The organism is Archangium violaceum Cb vi76 (genome assembly GCF_000733295.1).
In the GTDB taxonomy this organism is placed as follows: Bacteria; Myxococcota; Myxococcia; order Myxococcales; family Myxococcaceae; genus Archangium; species Archangium violaceum.
On the sequence record NZ_JPMI01000121.1, the window covers coordinates 1 to 16187 of the forward strand.

Below are 16187 nucleotides of genomic sequence, written 5' to 3' on the forward strand. Positions count from 1 at the left end.
GGCCATGGGTTGCTGGAGTTGGTAGCTGCCCGCCATCTGCTGTTGCTGGGCGTTGGCTGTTCCCGCCGCTGCCCAGGCCATCGCCGCTATCGCGGCCGCCAGGATGCTCTCGCGCATGTCCGCACCTTCCTCGGTGTTGATGTAGCCACGAGTCGTTGCGGAGGCCATGCGCGGGGGCATGGAATGGATTCGCGAGCCCCCCGCAACCGCCGCCACCTCTTCCGGTACTCCCGGGTGGAGGTGGTCATGTCTGGTGGAAACACGGTGCGCCCGGGTGACGGGCAGGTGCGGTGGAACCCGGCGAAATCGCTGTGGTTCGGGCTCGTGTCGCTGGTGGCGGTGGTGGGGGCGGTACCTACCTTCACCCCCTCGGCCTTCGGACTTTTCGTGGGGAGCACGGCCCTGACGCTGTGCGCGGGGCACTCGGTGGGAATCCACCGGGGCCTCATCCATCGCTCCTACCGGGTGCCGGTGTGGCTGGAGTACGCGCTCACCTACCTGGGAGTGCTGGTGGGCCTGGATGGGCCTCGCGCGCTGGTGCGCATGCACAACACGCGGGACTTCCAGCAGAACGAGCCCTGGTGCCACGACTACTTCGCGCACCGGCAGCCCATGTGGCGCGACTACTTCTGGAATCTGCACTGCCGCTTCGAGTTCGCCCGGCCCTTCGAGCCCCGGGTGGACGAGCAGGTGGAGGCGGATGCCTTCTACGGGTTCCTTCAGCGTACCTGGATGTTGCAGCAACTGCCCTGGGCGGTGCTGTTCCTGGCGGTGGGCGGGTTGCCCTGGCTGGTGTGGGGGAGCTTCGTGCGCGTGGCGGTCAGTGTGACGGGCCACTGGCTCGTGGGTTACGTGGCGCACCGGCACGGCTATCAGGATTGGCACAACGAGGGCGCGGCGGTGCAGGGCTTCAACAACCTGCTGTTCGGCGCGCTGAGCATGGGCGAGGGCTGGCACAACAACCACCACACGTTCCCGCGCTCGGCGCGGCTGGGAATCCGCTGGTGGGAACTGGATCTGGGGTGGGGGTTCCTCTCGCTGCTGCGCGCACTGGGGCTGGCCACTGAGGTTCTCGAGCCGGGTGAGCAGTCGCTCGCGCACCACGCCCGGTCGCTTCCTTCGGAGAGCGCGTGTATGTCCCCTCTGCCTTCAAGGTAGGGGAATGATGTGTGAGGGGGTGGCCGCCGCTCACCCGTTCTGGCGAAGGTCTTTCCCGCGTCAACTCACTTCGGCCAGAACGTCACCGCCCGCGCGTTCTCCGAACTCCAGACGAGCTTCTTCCCCCGGTACATGCGCGGATGTCCGCCGGAGTCCGCGAGTGAGATGAGCAGGAATGGCCCCCGTGATTGGATGCTGACCAGGTCGTTCTCTCGAAACGTGTGACTGGGAAGTGCGACTGCCTTTCCCTTGTCCACCCTTCGCAGCAGACCGGTCGCCAGCAATTCCTCTCCGAAGGGCGTGCCCCAGACCGCCAGGGTGTAGCCACCACGCACCAACGCTGCCCACTCGCCATCGGGCTGCTCGGGCGTGAGCGCATACAGTTGGTCCAGCAGTTGGTCGTCTTCGATTTCCCTGGGCGCGAAGCGCGGATCCAGTACTCGGCTCGATCGTTCACCCAATTCCTTGCGCAGCGGCAGGACGCCGGTGCCCGAGGACTCGTCGCTCGCCTTCATGTCCAGTCGCGTCCACGCCCCTTCCCGCCAGGCGAAGGCATGGGCCAACAGCGGGCGGCTCGTGGTGCCAGTGAATCCGAATCGGATGACGTTTCCATCCACCTCCATCGCGCCTGTTCGTTCCTGTTCCGGGGTGGGCTTCTGAACGGTGAGCCCGAGCAGCCTTCCCTTGGCATCGAAGCCGAACTCGATGAGCTCACCCGAACCGGGCAGGGGGAGTTCCTCGGCATTGCCCGTCGCCAGGTCCACGAGGAACAGGCGGTCACGGAACGCGGGGGAGGGGAACTTCTCCGGGAACGTGGGCTTGCCCACCACGGGCTGGCTGACTCCCCCGCGCCAGAATCGCGCCACGCCCTGCTTGCCATCCCGGCTCAGCGCGGTGCTCGCGCCCTGGCATTCCACCGCGAGCTTCGTGATGACCCGGCGCGCCGAGGTGAGGGCATTGACCTGGGCCCACTCGCAGCCATCACTCGCGGGTTCGAGCAGCGACAGGGTGGCATCGGTCACCGCGGGCGCCGGTGCCGCCTTCTCCGTCTTGGCGGGGCGTTCCTCCTGCGCGTGGGTCACGGGTCCGAGCAACAGCGAGGCGAGCAGGAGGTGTTGGAAGGTCTTCACGTGTGTCCCTCAGTTCGCCGCGAAGTCGCGGAGCGGTGCGAACCCGGGCAGCACCCCGGTGTGCGAGAAGACGATCTGCTTCACCTCCTCGGGCTTCAGCTTCGCCGCCAGCGCCTTCAACGACGCACGGTTCTGTTCCACATCATCCGTCACCGGCCACTTGGCGCTCACGAGTTTGCCCTCCTTCGTCGCGTCCGCGCTGTCACCCAGGAAGAGCACTCCGTTGACGAGGTACGCCGCGCTGCCCTGGGTGTGGCCGGGGATGGACAACACCCGGATGGACAGGTTGCCCATCTGGATCGTCTCGCCGTCCTTCAGCGGGCGGGTGACGCGTGCCTGACGATCGGTGGGCGGCAGGTGCCGCAGGATGGGGCTGTTGCTGCGGGCCTTTCCCTCCGCGATGGGCACGTCCGCCTCGAGCGCCATCACCTCGGCCTTCGGGAAGAGGTGGCACCCGGCGATGTGGTCCGCGTGCCCGTGCGTGAGGAGGATGGCCTTCACCGCGTCCGGCCCGAGGCCGCGCCGCTTCAGCTCGGCCAGGACGATCTTCCCCTCGGAGTCATTGCCCGAGTCGATGAGCACCACCGCGCCCTCCCCGGCGTCGAGCACGTCCACGCTGACGTGGCCGTCCTTCACCACCCGGGCGAAGCCCTCCAGCTCCCGTCCATCCGGAATCTCGCCGTTGCCAGCGAACATGACCACGAACAGCGCCACCCCCCCCAACACGGGGATGAGCAGGAGCAGACCGGCGATCTTCAACACGCGCTTCATCGTCACCTCGAGCGGCCCAAGGGGCCGGTGGAACAGTACCCCAGAGTGCTATAAGGCGCGGCCATGCCGGGGGATGCATCCATGCAGCGGGGACAGCCGGACACCGGCCAGGCGGAGACCTCCCGCTTCCGGTACGCCTTCATGGCGATCGGGTTCGTCTGTGTCGGACTCGGGATGCTGGGCGCGTTCCTGCCAGTGCTGCCGACGACGCCCTTCCTGCTCGTCGCGTTGTGGGCGTTCTCGCGCAGTTCCCGCCGTTTCCACCATTGGTTGTACTCGCACCCCCGTTTCGGGCCCCGGCTCCGGGAGTGGCACGAGCACGGCACCATCCCGGTGAAGGTGAAGGTGAGCGCGGTCTCCGCGATGGCCCTCAGCTTCGGCTTCATGGCCTTCGTCGCGCGGGTGAAATGGCCCGTGCTCGCGGCAACCGGGGTGTTCATGCTCGTCGGCGCCACGTACGTGCTCAGCCGCCCGAGCCGCCCGCCCGGGCCGTGAGGCCGTGTCCGCTTTTTCCGGGGCATTTCGTTGTACGGGTGAATGCTCCAGGAAACCTCATGCCTCCTTCTTCCCACCATGAGCGCGCCGCCACGTGAGGGTGCGTCGGCCACCGTCACGGCCGCGTATCGCCAATACTTCCCCCTGCTCCAGAACAAGTGCGCCCGGGCCCTCGGAGACGCGGCGGAGGCGGAGGAGGTGGCCCAGGAGTCCTTCATCCGCCTGTGGCGCTCCGGCATGGCCCAGCGCCCCGTGCGCGAGGTGGTGCCCTGGCTCTACCGGGTGAGCACCCGGCTGCTCATCGACAGGCTCCGCGTCCGCCAGCGCCGCCGGCCGGTGGAGATGTCCGCCGCGCTGCAGGACACCACCGCCCACCCCGCCCCCAGCATCGAGTCCGTGCTGCAGGTGCGCCAGCTCCTCCAGTCCCTGGCCTCCAGCCTCCCCGCCGAGGAGCTCGAGGTGGCGCTGCTGCACCGGGTGGACGGCCTCACCCAGACGGAGATCGGCGAAGTCACCAGCCTGTCGGATCGCACCGTGCGCCGCATCCTCACCCGCCTCGAGGCGCGGCTGGGGCCCTGGCGCGAGGAGGAACGATGAGCACCTCCCACCCTTCCTTCCTGGCGCTGGATCGCGCCGCGCTCGGGGACATGACGGAGGAGGTGAGGGCCCACCTCGCTTCTTGTCCCCGCTGTGCCGGGCATGTCGACTCCCTGGGCCGGCCTCCACCGGTGCCGTCCTGGGCCGTGGCGCTCGCCAACGAGCCGCCTCGCCGTGCTCCCTCGCTCCTGGCCCGAATGGCGCCCTGGGGCATGGCGGCGCTCGCGGCGGGGCTCGCACTGGTGCTGTGGGTGCCTCGGACGGCGACGGAGACGCTTCCGGCCCCGATGGCCGGCCTGCGCAGCAAGGGCAGCCCGGCCGTGGCCCTCTACGTGAAGACCGGGGACGCGGTGCGCCTGTGGGACGGCGAGTCCCCGGTGGCCGGGGGAGACCTGCTGCGCCTCAAGGTCATGCCCGAGGGCTTCACCTGGCTCACCGTGGCCGCGGCCGAGGGGGACTCCTGGCAGGTGCTTCATGAGGGCCCGGTGCCCGAACGGGGCGAGACCCTCCTGCCCACCAGTTGGCGGGTGGAGCCCGGCGAGCAGCCCGAGCGGCTCCTCGTCGTCCTCGGCCACGCGCCCGTTCCCACCGGCTCCCTGGCCTCGCTCCACGAAGAGCCCACGCGCAACGAGTCGCTGTGGGTCCTTCCGCTCTCCCTCTCCAAACCCTCTTCGCAGCCCGCTTCGCCATGAACGCCCTGCTCGCCCTGACCCTCGTTGCCCTCACCGCGGCTCCGGCCGACACCGGCGCCCCGCCCGTGAATCGTCTGGCCGTGGTGGTGGGTGCCAACCGCGCCGCTCCCGGACGCACGCCCCTGCGGTTCGCACACCGCGACGCGCGCAACCTCGCCTCCGTGCTCGTCGAGGCCGGACAGTTCGCCCGGGAGGATGTGCTCGTGCTGGAGGACCCGGAGCCCTCGCGTGTCCTCGCGGCGCTGGACTCCCGGCTGGAGCGGCTCGGGAAGGAGGGCCGGGAGGGGCTGCTGCTCTTCTATTACTCGGGCCACTCGGATGAGGGGGCGCTCTATCCCAACGGCCAGCCGCTGGCGCTGAAGGAGCTCCGGGCTCGGCTGGAGGACGGGCGGGCCGCGGTGCGCGTGGGCATCCTCGATGCCTGTCAGGGCGGGAGCTGGACGCGCGCCAAGGGGCTCACCCCGGCGGCGCCCTTCGCGGTGGAGGTGCCACTGGCCTTGTCCAGCGAGGGCTCGGTGCTGCTCGCCTCCAGCACGGGTCAGGAGGCCTCGCACGAGACGGATGCGCTCCAGGGCTCCTTCTTCACCTACCACCTGGTGGCGGGCCTGCGTGGCGCGGCGGACGAGGGCGACGACGGACAGGTGACGGTGGGCGAGGCCTTCGCCTACGCTCAGCGCCTCACCATCCGCGACACCTCGTTGCACGGCGAGGCGGTGCAGCACCCCAGCTTCGACTTGCGGCTGCGCGGGCGGCAGGATCTGCCCCTCACCCGGCTGGCCAGCGCGAGCAGCACGCTCGAGGTGCGGCAGGAGCTGGGCCCCCTGCAGGTCATCCAGTTGCACACCGGACTGGTGGTGCTGGAGGTGCCCGAGGGCCGGCGTGCCCTGCGCATGGCCCTGCCGGTGGGCCCCTACCTGGTGCGCCGCAGGACGCCAGAGGGGACGTTCGCCCGGGAGCTCCAGGTGGAGGCCGGCAAGACGGTGACGGTGCACGAGGAGAACCTGGAGCTGGTGGGGGCGCCGGGGCTCGCCGCCAAGCGCTACTCCAAGCCTCTGGCGGCCACCCTCACCACGCTCCCGGCCGGCACCCATGCGGTGAGCACGAGGGTGTCGGTGGGTTACGGCGAGCAGTGGGTGGGACCGCAGTCCGGCCTCTACTCCAGTCCACCGAATCTGGGCGTCGGCTATCGCGTGGGGCTGACGGAGCGGCTGGAGCTGACCGTGTTCGGCTTGCCCGTCGTGAAGCTCAGCCGTCCGCAGGAGGTGTCGGTGGGGATTCCCTCGCCGAAGCTCTCCTACCGTCTGGGGGAGGTGGGCCGGTTCGAGTGGGTGCCTTCCATGAGTTTCTCGCTCGGCGCGCAGCCCGGGAAGTGGCCCGAGGGCGTCGGGCTGGAGGCGGCGTTGCGGACGCGGTGGTGGCTCTCGGGCTCCAGCAGCGTGCACATGGGGGCGTCGGTCCACAGCTACTTCCGCGCTCCCTGGTACGTGCCTCCCTACGTGTACGACTCTCCCCGCCAGGTGAATTCCTCCCTGGGGGCCGGCTACTCCGTGACGCTGGGCGAGGTGGTGACGTTGGGCATCGGCTTCGGGGTCTCGACCGCCATCTTCCTGGGCCCCCTGCGCCTCGCGGATGGCAGCGTCCATCATTCCAATCCCCTGGAGCTGCTCACGTACCGCATTGGCGGGAGTGGTGGCTCCCCGTTTCCCCTCCTGTCCATCCACCTCGACGACGTCTGGACCCTCACGGCCGATGCCTCCGTGTCCTGGGGGAAGAGCAACTCGGGGAACGGCTTCAGTGCCGGCGTGCTCGCCACCTTCTGAGCCGGGCGACGCCGGGGAATCCGCGGGGCCGCCGCGGTGTGGTAGGGGAGAGCCTCCCATGGCGCCTCCTCCCCGTTATGGCCGTTCCCTGGCCCACAAGGCCCGCCAGCGCACCCCGGGCCACCACTACAACGCGAGCTTCCTCCCGGCGGCGGACCGCGCGGAGATCCTCGCGTGGCTCGGCGCCCTCCATCCCCTGTGGGAGCAGCGCTACTCCAAGCACTTCCCCCCTCCGCCGGGGCAGGAGCAGCGGAGGCTGTTGCGGCCGGTGTACTGGCTGGGCAACTGGCAGTTCGCCTGCCTCGACTACTACCGGCCGCCCAAGGGGGTGAAGGACCGCTGCGTCAAGGCCGAGCCCTTCCCGGCGGTCCTCCAGCGCCAGGTGGACAAGGTGGAGGAGCTGGCGCGCCGGATGTTCCGCGGCCCGGACATGCCGCCCCGCTGGCACCTCAACACCTGCCTGGTGAACTTCTACGGCAGCCGCCTGGAGGACGGGCGCTGGGTGGACACCGCGCGCGTGGGCGAGCACAAGGACTTCGAGCCCGGGCCCGTGGCCTCGCTGTCCTTCGGCGAGCGGGCCCTCATCCAGTTCGTCACCTCCACCCGCCCGGGCGAGCGCGACGAGGTGGTGCTGGAGCAGTGGCTCGATGATGGGTCGCTCCAGCTCTTCGGGGGCGCGCGCTGGAAGGACCAGACGTTCCACCGGGTGCAGCGGGTGGACACGCGCGCCGGCCACCAACTTCCGCCCGAGCTGCCGGACTTCAAGACCCGGCGCATCAACCTCACCTTCCGCTACGTGCCGGACGAGCACGTGACGCCCTACGCACAGCTCTCACCCGAGGCCCGCGAGGACGTGCGGCCCTACATGGAGACGCTCGCCCAGCACAGCGCCTTCTTCCGGAAGGAGCTCGAGCGGGAGCGCGAGGCGCACGCGCCTCACCACAATCCGTGAGTGCGCAGCAGCGCCGCGAGCGGGGTGTCTCCCCGCTGGTACGCGCCGAAGAGCTTCGCGGCCGTCTCCGGTGACGGGTTGGCGCACACCTTCCACTCGCGGCCGTCCCGCAGCTCCGTCCCGCAGTGGTGCAGCGAGGCGCGGACCTCCTCGGGGGAGCCCAGGGGGATGTGCTCGAAGAGGGACGGGTTCTGGCTGGTGAGGAAGGACTGCCGGCGGCCCAGCTCCCTCACACAGGCCTCCACCTGGCGCGGGTGCAGGCTGTTGGCCAGCTCGTCGGCGATGGCGAAGTCCTCGTTGACGTCCAGGTAGTACAGGAAGGACAGCAGCCGCTTCTGCCCGTGGCCGAGCTGCTCCTGCGTCAGCACCACGCCATCTCGCCGGGTGAAGTGGAAGCCGAAGCGGCCGAACTCCAGCCGCCCGCCGCCCTCGTAGCTGCGCTTGTCCAGCAGCTCCACCCGGAACGTGCCCGCGCTGAAGCCGGCCAGGGTGACGAACCTCGCCAGGAAGCTCCGCTCCACCTCGTCGTGGCGGATGTCGAGGTGGCCGGCCGGCGGGGGCATCTCGCGCGCCACCCGCTCGCGCAACAGCCCGGGCATCCACGTGGGCAGCCACATCAACCCGAGCGGGAACACCTCGTCGCCCCGCATCTCCATTCCGTACTGCGTGTTGCCCATCTGCTGGAACGTCCCGAGCGCCTCGTCGAAGCGCGCGGGAGCGAGCAGGAAGGTGCGGCGCAGCAATTCCTTGAGCGGCTCGCGGACCTCGGGCTCCAGCCGCTGGGCCGTCATGAAGAGCACCACCCAGACGGTCCGGTCGAGCAGCGACCAGTACATGGTCTGTGAATAGGCGGGCTGTCCGTCCACCTCCCAGGCCACGCCGGTGGCGTCGGCGCGCATCACCAGCCGGGGGCCGGGCGCGTCCAGCTCGAGCACCAGCTCCATGGAGGGCTCGAGCTCCGCGGTGGGCTCCAGGGGACGTGGCGGCAGCAGCGCCGAGCTCCCGCTCGAGGTGCCCGCTGGCGGGGGCGCGCCCGTGGCCCGCGTATTGCGCACGGTGATGTGGAGCTCCATCCCGGGGAAGTCGAGGGCGTACTCCAACGAGAACTCCTCGCGGATGAGCCCGGAGAAGTCCGAGGCGAGCACGCGCGAGAGCAGCTCCAGCAGCGTGGTCCTCCCGGTGCCGTTCTCTCCGAGCACCAGGTTGAGTGCCGGACTGAACACGAGCTCGGTGCCCGGCGCGACGTCCCGGTACCCATGGATGTGGAGCTTCGTGAGCTTCATGGCGGTGCCAACGTGCCTCTCTTTTTCTCGGAAAGAGAAAAATCGCGAACCGTGCCACGTCAGCGGTGAACAACCAAGTGGCCACCCGTCCGCGTCTGCACAACGTAATCAGGTGAAGTCGAGAAAAGCATCACAGCGCCTTGAGTCGCAACCAACTGGTATGTCAAGAAAGTAGCCTCTACTTCAGAGGAGTACCCCGTGAGCAACCGGTTCGTGAGGACGTTCTGCGTGGCGTGGCTGGGAGCCAGCCTGGCCGCGTGCGGCTCGATGCAGGAGGGCGAGGCGCCCGTACAGGGGGGCGATGACGCCGACATCCAGGCCGCGCTGGCCCGCGTCCAGGGCGCCCGGGTGCTGGGCACCGACGACGGCGTTCCCTACGCGGTGAAGGGCCAGTTCGGCCGTGCGTCCCAGGCCGCGGGGCTGCGCGCGCAGCCGGACGTGCGGGGGGCGCTGAGCCTCGTGGCGCCGGTGTTCCGGCTCAACGAGAACGACCTGGTGTTCCGGCGCGCCACCGTGGACGCGCAGGGCCACCAGCACCTGCGCTTCCAGCAGACGAAGAACGGCCTGCGCGTGGTGGGCGGCGAGCTCGTCATGCACGTGGACGCGGCGGGCAATGTCTACGCGGCCAACGGCTCGGCGCGGGATGGCTCGAGCGCCTCCTCCGTCGCGAAGGTGTCGCCCGAGGCCGCGCGGGTGGCCGCCGTGGAGAACACCACCGCGCGCATCGCCACCACCGAGAGCGCGGAGCTGGTCTACCTGCGCTCCGAGGGCAGCTCCGAGCCGCGGCTGGCCTACGAGGTGCGCTTGAAGGGCGAGCGCGACGGCATGCCCGTCCACGATCTCGTCTACGTGGACGCGCAGCGTGGCGGCATCCTGCTCGTCAACCCGCTCATCCACGACGCGCTCAACCGCAAGGTGTACTCGGCCAACAACGGCTCCTCCACGCCGGGCACGCTCAAGCGCAGCGAGGGCCAGGCGCCCATCGGTGACGCCCATGTCGACATGAACTACGACATGCTGGGCGCCACCTATAACTGCTACCAGACGCTCTTCGGCCGCGACTCGTACGACAACGCGGGCGCCACGCTCATCAGCACCGTCCACTACGGCAGCAACTACGTGAACGCCTACTGGGACGGCACCCAGATGGTGTACGGCGATGGCAACAACTCGGACTCCATCGAGCTGGGCAAGGACCTGGACGTCACCGTCCACGAGCTGACCCACGCCGTGACGGACACCGAGTCGGACCTCATCTACTCGGGTGAGTCCGGCGGCCTCAATGAGTCCATGTCCGACATCTTCGCCGGCGTGTGCGAGAGCTGGACGCGCAACTGGGCCGTGGACGCGGACGTCTTCATGATCGGCGAGGACATCTGGACGCCGGGCACTCCCAACGACGCGCTGCGCTACATGGATGACCCGGCCAAGGACGACGTCTCGCTGGACTTCTACGGCGACTACTCCTCGGGCGTGGACGTGCACTACAGCTCGGGCATCAGCAACCTGGTGTTCTCGCTGCTGAGCAAGGGCGGCGTGCACCCGCGCGGCAAGTCCACCAACGTGGTGCCGGCGATTGGCCCGGAGAAGGCCGGCCGCATCTTCTACAAGGCGAACACGGACCTCTTCACGGCCAGCACCACCTTCGAGCAGGCCAAGACGTACACCCTCCAGGCCGCCGAGGCGCTCTACGGCGCGGGCTCGGCCGAGGCCTCCGCGGTGAACGAGGCCTGGAAGGCGGTGGGCGTGCCGCCTCCGCCGCCCGTGGTCAACCCGCTGACCAACGGCGTGCCGGTGAGCAGCCTGTCGGGCAGCTCCGGCAACAAGAAGTACTACTCGCTCGAGGTGCCCGCGGGTCAGACGAGCCTGACCTTCGAGATCAGCGGTGGCACGGGTGACGCGGACCTCTACGTCCGCAACGGCGCCGTCCCCAGCGCCAGCACCTACGACTGCCGTCCGTACGCGAGCGGCAACGCCGAGTCCTGCCCCTTCCCCAACCCGGCCGCGGGCACCTGGTACGTGATGCTCAACGCCTACTCCGCCTACTCCGGCGTCACCCTCAAGGGGACGTACGGTGGTGGTAGCGGCGGCGGTGGTGGTGGCACGCCGGTGTCCACGACGGCCAGCGGCACCGTGGCCAAGAACAAGAACAACAGCCACGGTCCGTACAACGTGGTGGCCGGCACCACCTTCAAGGTGGTGATGACGGGCACGCGCGACCCCAACCTGTACGTGCGCTTCGGCGCGGCCCCCACCACCTCGGCCTACGACTGCCGGCCCGCCCTGTCCGGCGCCTCCGAGACGTGCGAGCTGACCGTGCCGGCGGGCCAGAGCACCGCGCACATCATGGTCCGCGGCGCTGGCTCGGGCACCGCCAGCTACAACCTGGCCATCGACTACACCCAGCCGTAGTCCTGGCGGGCGGTAGGGAGTGAAGGGCGGGCGGCTCTCTCCACGCGGGGGGCCGCCCGCTCCGTTTTCAGGGGCCGCGCCGCACGTTGCCGGGCAGCCGGCGCAGCAGGTTCAACAGCCGCAGCGACGAGTGGAGGCTGCCCTGGACCTCCCACGGCTCCACCTTGTCGCCCCCGTTGGTGAACTGGGGCGAGAGCACGAAGACGCGCACCCGCGCCCGGTCCATCATCCCGTGGAAGCGCGCGTCCCGTATCAGCCCTCCGCTCAGCCGCAACTGCGGCGCGGGCTGGAAGTAGTCCAGGTCCAGCGACACCCAATCGGCTCGAGGGACCTCGGGCCGCTCCAGCACCTGCCGCCAGTGCAGCGCCGAGGTATCCACGAACCAGGGGACGAGCGTGGAGAAGCCCACGTCCCGGCCCGTCATCTTCGCCGTCGGCTCGGCCTTGGCGGTGGTGAAGAAGATGTCCTCCTCGGTGAGGACGGGCGCCGAGCCCTCCGGCCGCTTCAGCCCCTCGAAGAGCCTCCACCAGGTGGCGGCCTGTGGCGGCACACGCGACTCCAGGAAGCTGTCCTTGCACCAGTCGGAGTGCCGGTCCGCGTGGAAGAGGGTGCGGGGCAGCTCGCCCGTCGTCCGGTAGTGGTACAGGGCCACGTCGAGCATGTGGTGATCGCGCAGCACGTAGTCGGCCTGTCCGGTGGGGCTCCGCATCACCTGGACGCGGCCACGCAGTACCGCGTCGACGTCACGCATCGTCAGCGCGTCGCGCCACGGGGACTCCTCGAAGGTGAGCTGCTGGCCCTCGTAGGGCTTCTCGCCCGCGTCTCCGACCACGTCCTCGGGGCCCTGCCACCGCCGCACCTGCCGCTCGAAGCGCTCCGCCTCACCGTCCGTGAGGACCTCGCGGGCGACCTCGCGGATGTCCTGGTGCAGGCCGGTACCGGGGATGGCCGGGGAGAAGGCGCCCGCCTGCCCGGGGCCCACGGCGCGGAGCTGGAAGGCGTAGGCCGCGTCGGTGGGTTTCTTCCACTCGGAATACCGGATGAGCACGTGCGCGTTCCTCGGAGGCCGCCCGCCTGGTGACCGGAGAGGCCAGGGGCGGGCGGTAGATGCCGGGAAACACGCGCCCCGTCACTGAAATTGCGGCGCCAGGTCCTCGAGCAGGGCCTTGTAGATGCGGGGCCGCTCGGTCGAGAGGAACAGGTGGCTGCCCGGGAACATGCGCAACTGGAAGCGCCCGGTGGTCTGCTGGCGCCAGGACTCGGCCTCCGCCTGGCTGACTTCCTTGTCCTCCCTGGCGCCGAAGGACGAGATGGGCACGTCCAGCGGGGGCTCGGGGGCGTACCGGTAGCTCTCGCCGACGAGCGCGTCCGTGCGCAGCGCGGGCAGCACCCCGAGCCGGAAGTCCTCGCTGTAGAGCACCTCCAGGGGCGTGCCGAACCGGGCGGCGACCTCCTTGAGGAACTCCTTGTCCGACAGGTGGCTGAGCGGAGGCGGAGGTCCCTGCCGCAGGTGCATGGCCGGGCTGGCCGACAGGAAGAGGTGCACGGGCAGGGGGGCGTTGTTGCGCCGCATCCAGCGCGTCAGCTCGAAGGCGGTGACGCCGCCGAAGCTGTGCCCGAAGAGGGCGAAGGGCATCTGCTTGACGAAGGGGAGCATCATGCTCGCCAGTTTGTCGAGCAGCTCGGGGAAGCGGGTGATGGGGGTCTCGTTCTGGCGCGTGGCGCGGCCCGGCAGCTCGATGGGGCAGACCTCGATGGAGGCGGGCAGCTGTTTGGCCCACAGCCGGAAGACGGATGCGTCACCTCCAGCGAAATGGAAGCAGAACAGCCGCAAGCTGGCCTTGGGGCGCGGCTCGGGGCAGGTGACCCATCGGCGGTAGACGGGAGGGACGTGCATGCGCAGGTATCCATGCTGCGAAGAGCGGGTGGGGTGCGTCAACCCCCCTGGATGACGGGTGCTCAATCCCAGGCGGAGAGCCGGTCGAAATCCTCGGACGTGTAGTGGAGGCTGTCCAGCCCGTTGGTCAACCATGCCCCCTTCAGGCCGAACCCCTCGCGCATGTTGCGCCAGGCCTGTACGTCCGTGAGGCTGGGGGCGAGCGCTCCGCCGATGTCCTTCACCGAGTCCTCGTTGGCGTATGTGCGGTCTCCCACCTTCCGGTCGAACATGAAGGGGTGGTTGTGGAGGTGTGCCAGGGGCTCGAAACCATTGGCGGTATCCTCCGTCACCCGGTCGCTCACCTCGTGCCGCAGCGGCCCACCCACGCTGTCGCCTCCCGAGAGATACACCCGCAGCCGCCCGTGCCCGCGCAGGATGTAGGCGCCGAACTCGGTGGGGTGCTCGAGCATGGGGTAGCGTCGGGCCTGACGCTGGAACAGCCGCCATTCCAGGCAATTCGCTGGGTCCCTCTTTCCGGCGCTCCCATCCAGGACGCGTCCGGAGTTCTCCGCCTCGCGCTGTCCGGGCTTGCCCACCATGGCGGTATGGATGGCGTGCTGCCGCTCCATCAGGGCGCGCTGCTCCAGGCCCTCGGCACCGAGCCGGGCCACGAGTGCCGCCCGGTACTGCTCGCGCTCGGCGTCCATCGGCGCCGGTGCCCACCACGCGGGCGAGTCGGGCAGATCGAAGAACTCATTCAGCTCGCCCGGCTTGGGGTTGGGCACCGCGATGACCTCGGGCTGGGCGTCGAGCACGCAGGCCGGGCTCTCTCCCGGCGGGGTGCTCGCACGTGGGCCATGGCAGGCGGGAATCAGGAAGGCAATCAGAAGCCAGGGAATCACTCTCATGGACCACGATCCTAGATCAGCCGAGGTGTGCGACTTCGACGTCGAAGCGCTTCACCTTGAGCGAGGTGAGGAGCTGGTACAGCCGCTGGGAGATGAGCAGGAGGGGGAGAGGGCGGAAGGCACCCATGCGTGGGCCCACGGCCTGGCGCGTGCACAGCCAGTCCGCTTCGCCCACGCTAGAGCGCTGGAGGTGGACTTCGGAGAGGACGGTGAATCCCGCGACGTGACCTTGCGGGCAGCGGGCCTCATCGGGCTGTGGGACGAAAAAGTCAGCGCCCACCCGGGTTTCGGGCGCCAGCTCCACCGAGCATTCGGGCAGCAGGAGTTGGTGCCAGTGAGGGGTGGGCTTGCCCTGACGGCTCACGACGGGTCCCAGTTCATAGCCACGGATACCCGCAGTCTTCATCTGCTCGGCCAGCCGCGCGGACACCACGATTTCTCCGCCCAGGGTCCGGGCAATGTCCCTCTTGGGAATGCGCTTCAGCTCCAGGTGCAGGGGCCCGACCTGTCTGGCGCCGAAGCCACACTTCGGACAGGCCGTGGTTTCGTCATACATCGTGCCGCAGTCTTCGCCCGTGGGCTCGAAGAAGGGGCGCACGCGCAGCCAGAGGAGCTTGGCCTCCTTCAATTCCCTTTGCGTGTATTTCCTGTGGATCTCCCAGTATGTGACTACGACTGAATCCTGCCTACGCTTCTCCTGCTCATGCTGGCGTATCCGCTCGACGAGTGGGTCGTTCAGTTCGAGCAGAACCTGGCGTGACAAGCCTTCCTCCCGTCCTATTTGAGGAGGAAGAAACCGCTTCGCCTCGTCCGCGAAAAGCCGCACCTCGATGAGTTCACGCATGGTCAAAAATGAACCCCGGGGAGGGGATATCTGGCGTAGACCTTCTTCATGATTTCCAGCACGACCTTGAGACTTGGCGGTCTCATCCCATAACCCACCAGCCGCCGGAACTCATTGGTGATGAGCTGGTGATAGGCGGGGTCCAAGAGGACGGTGGGTCCATTGTCCGGGCCGCCGAGGTAGCGGGGGTGGATGTGGTGCTTCTGCTTGGGGCCACCGGCCAGGTGCGGAAAGGCCTTGCGTGCCTCCTGCATTCCCTTGTCGTACAGGGCTCGTGCCGCATTCGGGTCGAGCGGTGGTGGCGCGGACATCAGGACGAGGGCGCCCGCGCCGCTGCCCAGAGCGGTAGCCACCGTGCCCACGGGCACGGCCACTTCTTCCACGACGAGCAGCCCCTGAGCGCCGAGCCGTAACACCGGCAGCCGCACTCCAGCGCCAGCCATGCGCACACCCGTGCCCGCAGCTCCTCCCGCGAGCATGAGCAGGTGCGTGGACAGACGGGAAGCCTCCCGGACCTGCTCACGCAGAGGCCTGTCCCGGTAACTGGCGAAGTACTCGGGTGAGGACTCGATGAGGGTGGCCACGGTGGTGGGAAGCTGGCGCAGGCCCTCCAGCGTGCCGTCCACGTCCGTCAAGCTGGCGGCCAGGGCGAGCGCAATCTGAGCGAAGGCTTCCTCGGCACCGTCCAGCGAGGTGCTGACGAGATCCTTGTCCAGCCCCAGTTCGCCCAAGGGAATGCCGCTGGTGCGGCGGAGCTCATCGTCCAGCGGATAGAAGATGCCACCATGAGAGAGATAGAGGCGGCCGACGACGAAGTTGCCGGCCATGAGGGCACCGTCGCGCAGCACCACCTCTCCCATGCGCCAGGAGGGCTGGCCGCTGGTGGCGGAGGCGAGATAGCCGTCGGGCCGCATGACGGAGAGGGAGAGGAAGCGCTCGCACAGGGAACGCAGCTCGGAGGCGGGTAGTGGCCGGCCCTGCGTCAGGGCATGGCGCGACAGCCAGGCGAGGGCGGTGCGCGGAGCGAAGGTACGAAGCGACAGGGGCGCCCTGGCGAGCCAGGACCACAAGGCAAGGGCCTGCTGAGTCTGGAGGGGGCGATTCGTGTCCAGGCGCAGGTGCGCGTCCACCTGGGCCGACTCCTGCAGCAGGGCGCAGGTGTCCTGCTCCCGGGGAATGAGCGGACGGTAGGCCTCCCACCAGGGCGTGGCGGGAGGTGTGGGCTCCACGGAAGGGGCGGACAGTC

15 protein-coding genes are annotated in these 16187 nt (G+C 69.2%); 7 read left to right on the top strand and 8 right to left on the bottom strand.

The features are described 5' to 3' along the window. Positions 1 to 246 precede the first annotated feature (246 nt). Entirely contained in the window at positions 247 to 1158 is a 912-nt protein-coding gene (locus Q664_RS18045) for an acyl-CoA desaturase (RefSeq protein ID WP_152622176.1), read from the top strand. A 65-nt stretch (positions 1159 to 1223) separates the two neighbouring features. Here Q664_RS18045 and Q664_RS18050 read toward each other — a convergent pair whose 3' ends face one another. Next, complete coding sequence (locus tag Q664_RS18050; RefSeq protein WP_043396746.1) at positions 1224 to 2288, bottom strand: hypothetical protein; 1065 nt, start codon at positions 2286 to 2288, stop codon at positions 1224 to 1226. A 9-nt stretch (positions 2289 to 2297) separates the two neighbouring features. After that, on the bottom strand, positions 2298 to 3059 hold the full coding sequence (locus tag Q664_RS18055; protein WP_043396749.1) for an MBL fold metallo-hydrolase: 762 nt from the start codon (positions 3057 to 3059) through the stop codon (positions 2298 to 2300). A gap of 81 nt (positions 3060 to 3140) precedes the next feature. On the opposite strand from Q664_RS18055, the gene Q664_RS18060 reads away from it, so the two are divergent. From Q664_RS18060 to Q664_RS18080, 5 genes are all read left to right on the top strand, one after another. Further along, entirely contained in the window at positions 3141 to 3554 is a 414-nt protein-coding gene (locus Q664_RS18060) for a YbaN family protein (RefSeq protein WP_235216749.1), read from the top strand. 78 nt (positions 3555 to 3632) lie between these two features. After that, on the top strand, positions 3633 to 4151 hold the full coding sequence (locus Q664_RS18065; protein WP_052518304.1) for an RNA polymerase sigma factor: 519 nt from the start codon (positions 3633 to 3635) through the stop codon (positions 4149 to 4151). Further along, the gene (locus Q664_RS18070; protein ID WP_043396752.1) at positions 4148 to 4843 is read left to right on the top strand and encodes a zf-HC2 domain-containing protein; all 696 of its coding nucleotides are present in this window, start codon (positions 4148 to 4150) and stop codon (positions 4841 to 4843) included. Before Q664_RS18065 ends, Q664_RS18070 begins: the two co-directional genes overlap by 4 nt. Further along, positions 4840 to 6663, top strand: coding sequence for a caspase family protein (locus tag Q664_RS18075; protein ID WP_043396755.1), 1824 nt, complete (start codon positions 4840 to 4842; stop codon positions 6661 to 6663). Before Q664_RS18070 ends, Q664_RS18075 begins: the two co-directional genes overlap by 4 nt. Before the next feature lie 58 nt (positions 6664 to 6721). Continuing rightward, on the top strand, positions 6722 to 7615 hold the full coding sequence (locus tag Q664_RS18080; RefSeq protein WP_043396758.1) for an alpha-ketoglutarate-dependent dioxygenase AlkB: 894 nt from the start codon (positions 6722 to 6724) through the stop codon (positions 7613 to 7615). Here Q664_RS18080 and Q664_RS18085 read toward each other — a convergent pair. Next, the gene (locus tag Q664_RS18085) at positions 7600 to 8898 is read right to left on the bottom strand and encodes an AAA family ATPase (protein ID WP_043396761.1); all 1299 of its coding nucleotides are present in this window, start codon (positions 8896 to 8898) and stop codon (positions 7600 to 7602) included. The genes Q664_RS18080 and Q664_RS18085 overlap by 16 nt on opposite strands. A 198-nt stretch (positions 8899 to 9096) precedes the next feature. Here Q664_RS18085 and Q664_RS18090 point away from each other — a divergent pair, with 198 nt between their 5' ends. Then, the gene (locus tag Q664_RS18090) at positions 9097 to 11310 is read left to right on the top strand and encodes a M4 family metallopeptidase (protein ID WP_043396764.1); all 2214 of its coding nucleotides are present in this window, start codon (positions 9097 to 9099) and stop codon (positions 11308 to 11310) included. Positions 11311 to 11377: 67 nt separating this feature from the next. Here the strand turns inward: Q664_RS18090 and Q664_RS18095 are convergent, their stop codons facing one another. From Q664_RS18095 to Q664_RS52280, 5 genes are all read right to left on the bottom strand, one after another. Further along, positions 11378 to 12358 (bottom strand): hypothetical protein, encoded by a 981-nt coding sequence (locus tag Q664_RS18095; RefSeq protein ID WP_235216750.1) that lies wholly within the window; start codon positions 12356 to 12358, stop codon positions 11378 to 11380. Positions 12359 to 12439: 81 nt separating this feature from the next. After that, on the bottom strand, positions 12440 to 13207 hold the full coding sequence (locus Q664_RS59130) for a thioesterase II family protein (RefSeq protein ID WP_043396766.1): 768 nt from the start codon (positions 13205 to 13207) through the stop codon (positions 12440 to 12442). 62 nt (positions 13208 to 13269) lie between these two features. Then, positions 13270 to 14097 carry a hypothetical protein gene (locus Q664_RS59135; protein ID WP_043396769.1) on the bottom strand — a complete coding sequence of 276 codons (828 nt, stop codon included), beginning with the start codon at positions 14095 to 14097 and terminating at the stop codon, positions 13270 to 13272. 16 nt (positions 14098 to 14113) lie between these two features. Then, on the bottom strand, positions 14114 to 14725 hold the full coding sequence (locus tag Q664_RS18110) for a hypothetical protein (RefSeq protein WP_043396771.1): 612 nt from the start codon (positions 14723 to 14725) through the stop codon (positions 14114 to 14116). Between the two features lie 218 nt (positions 14726 to 14943). After that, positions 14944 to 16170 carry a hypothetical protein gene (locus tag Q664_RS52280; protein WP_052518306.1) on the bottom strand — a complete coding sequence of 409 codons (1227 nt, stop codon included), beginning with the start codon at positions 16168 to 16170 and terminating at the stop codon, positions 14944 to 14946. Positions 16171 to 16187: the final 17 nt, after the last annotated feature.

What these genes read in the sequence shown, in the direction of transcription:
- Q664_RS59130 (WP_043396766.1), bottom strand. Translation starts at nt 13,207, where the DNA reads ATGCACGTCCCTCCCGTCTACCGCCGATGGGTCACCTGCCCCGAGCCG.
- Q664_RS18070 (WP_043396752.1), top strand. Translation starts at nt 4,148, where the DNA reads ATGAGCACCTCCCACCCTTCCTTCCTGGCGCTGGATCGCGCCGCGCTC.
- Q664_RS18075 (WP_043396755.1), top strand. Translation starts at nt 4,840, where the DNA reads ATGAACGCCCTGCTCGCCCTGACCCTCGTTGCCCTCACCGCGGCTCCG.
- Q664_RS18055 (WP_043396749.1), bottom strand. Translation starts at nt 3,059, where the DNA reads ATGAAGCGCGTGTTGAAGATCGCCGGTCTGCTCCTGCTCATCCCCGTG.
- Q664_RS18045 (WP_152622176.1), top strand. Translation starts at nt 247, where the DNA reads ATGTCTGGTGGAAACACGGTGCGCCCGGGTGACGGGCAGGTGCGGTGG.
- Q664_RS18060 (WP_235216749.1), top strand. Translation starts at nt 3,141, where the DNA reads ATGCAGCGGGGACAGCCGGACACCGGCCAGGCGGAGACCTCCCGCTTC.
- Q664_RS18085 (WP_043396761.1), bottom strand. Translation starts at nt 8,898, where the DNA reads ATGAAGCTCACGAAGCTCCACATCCATGGGTACCGGGACGTCGCGCCG.
- Q664_RS18080 (WP_043396758.1), top strand. Translation starts at nt 6,722, where the DNA reads ATGGCGCCTCCTCCCCGTTATGGCCGTTCCCTGGCCCACAAGGCCCGC.
- Q664_RS59135 (WP_043396769.1), bottom strand. Translation starts at nt 14,097, where the DNA reads ATGAGAGTGATTCCCTGGCTTCTGATTGCCTTCCTGATTCCCGCCTGC.
- Q664_RS18065 (WP_052518304.1), top strand. Translation starts at nt 3,633, where the DNA reads ATGAGCGCGCCGCCACGTGAGGGTGCGTCGGCCACCGTCACGGCCGCG.